A 1970-nucleotide genomic window follows, 5' to 3' on the forward strand; every position below is an offset into this window, starting at 1 on the left:
GAATATAATAGGCATCCTAAATTTAAATAGTATTGGTTTTAACAAAGTAAAAGCTCCTATAAAAGGAGCTTTTGAATGTTTTTAGAGGCTTGTGCAACGATTACCGTTGTTGGCAACTGGCTTTATTATTCGATTAATAATTTTTCTAACTGTTCTTTAGCACCTCTTCCTGGTCTATTTGCATATCCATTTATTAATTCACCTTTTGGATTGTAAATTAAGAAATGTGGTATTGTTTTAATTCCTAAATCCTCAATTACTTTAGAAACATTTCCGTTTTCTATGAAAAAATTTTGACCTTTTGAAATACTATCAGATTCTATTGCTTTTTTCCAGTTTTCTTTTTTATCATTTAAACTCAAATAGATAAATGCAATATTTTCTTTATCAAATTGCTTTTTGAGTTTATTTGATTCTGGCATTGTCTCTCTACAAGGTTTACACCAACTTGCCCAAACATCTATATACAACCACTTTCCTTTGTTATTTTTTAAAACTTTAGAGTAAGTAATTGTGTCATTCTCAAAATTGGTTAAAACTAATTTGTTCGATTTACTAAAATCTAATTTTAAGTCCTTTTGTAATTCATTTAAATGTTCTCTATCAGTAGTATTATCTTGTAATTTTTTAAAATATTTTTCTTTGTCTCTAACTCTAAAACTTTGGATTATTCCATTATATGCATCAAATAGAAGATAGTTTTTTGCAGTTTGATTGAACCTTTTGTCTTTTAAAATAGAATCAAAACGAACTCTTGAGTCAATATAAGAGCCGCCAGAACTTCCATTATATTCTTGAATAAGAGAAAGATTGTATCTAGAAATGGTATTTAAATAATCTCTGAAATATGAAAAAGTCATTAAAGAGTCAGTTTTTGATAAATCCAATCCATAAACAGTTTCAATAATTTCTTTATTTGATAGTAGCTTATTTTGGTCTATCCATTTTTTAATTATTTTATTTTTTTTATGATTCTCTATTAATCCATTTAACACTTCTTTACGATATAAATAATTGTCATTCGAAATCAATTTTTCTTTATGTAATGAATCTAAAAAAACTGATTCTATCTTTCCGTCATCAATCGCCTTTTTATAAAAATTGAGTGTTGTTTCTTTTCCTCTTTCGCTAAAATCGATATACGTATCATTTGTTTTTTGCTTAGTAAATATAAAGGCAAGATATACTTTTTGATGACTTGAATACGTATTGTCAAATAATTCTTTTAGCCTATGATTGTTATAATTTAATTCAACATCATTGACTTGACGATTGGTTATTTTTGCTATTGGAAGTTTGTTTTTATATTCAAAAACAATTGTATCTCCATTTTTTATTAGATAAGTATTAGGTATAGAGGTATATGTATTTTGAGTACTCAATTCCAAATATTCTCTATAATATGGGATTACTAAAGTGTCAATTTCATTTGCTTTTGGCTTCCAACTATTTATATTATTTTGTGAATCGAAATATGAAAATGATGGACTTTTAACAGGTGTGTAAGGACCCGATTTTTTATTTGATTGTTTTCCTAGGGTATCTTGTTTTAAACGATAGTGCTTGTATGGTTTTGGCGCGTATTTTGATATTAAAACAATCTGCTTTGTTTTTTCTTTTATTGTTTCCTCTGCCTTATCTCCTTCTTTTTTACAAGATATTAGAATTAAAATCAGAAATAATATATTTAATGGAGTTTTCATTTTTCAGCTTGTTGCCAACGTTGTTGTGTATGATTTCGTTGCGTGTTTCAAGCAACTAATTTAGCAAATACAAACCGAATAGAAAATCCTTGCGGATTTTCGTAAGTAGGCGAGTACTAGCAATGAATTATACACCTTGTGCCTGTTGCACAAGTTTGTTGCTAAAGATAGTAAAGGAATTTAAAAGCGGCTTAGTTATTTCTTAACTTTAGTTATGCAAGGCAAAAAAAAGTACCAAGAAAAATTATTTTCTCATTTTCAATTGAG

At 27.4% G+C, this 1970-nt stretch carries 1 protein-coding gene; it reads right to left on the minus strand.

Features of this window, described 5'->3' with window-relative positions; all coding sequences use genetic code 11:
- Positions 1–125 precede the first annotated feature (125 nt).
- Entirely contained in the window at positions 126–1703 is a 1578-nt protein-coding gene (locus tag AC2D8I_RS16120; RefSeq protein WP_484707138.1) for a TlpA family protein disulfide reductase, read from the minus strand.
- Positions 1704–1970 lie beyond the last annotated feature (267 nt).

It is taken from the genome of Lacinutrix sp. YIN62 (assembly GCF_057219185.1).

Excerpts from the sequence above, each read along its gene's own strand:
- AC2D8I_RS16120 (WP_484707138.1), bottom strand. The coding sequence starts at position 1,703 with ATGAAAACTCCATTAAATATATTATTTCTGATTTTAATTCTAATATCT.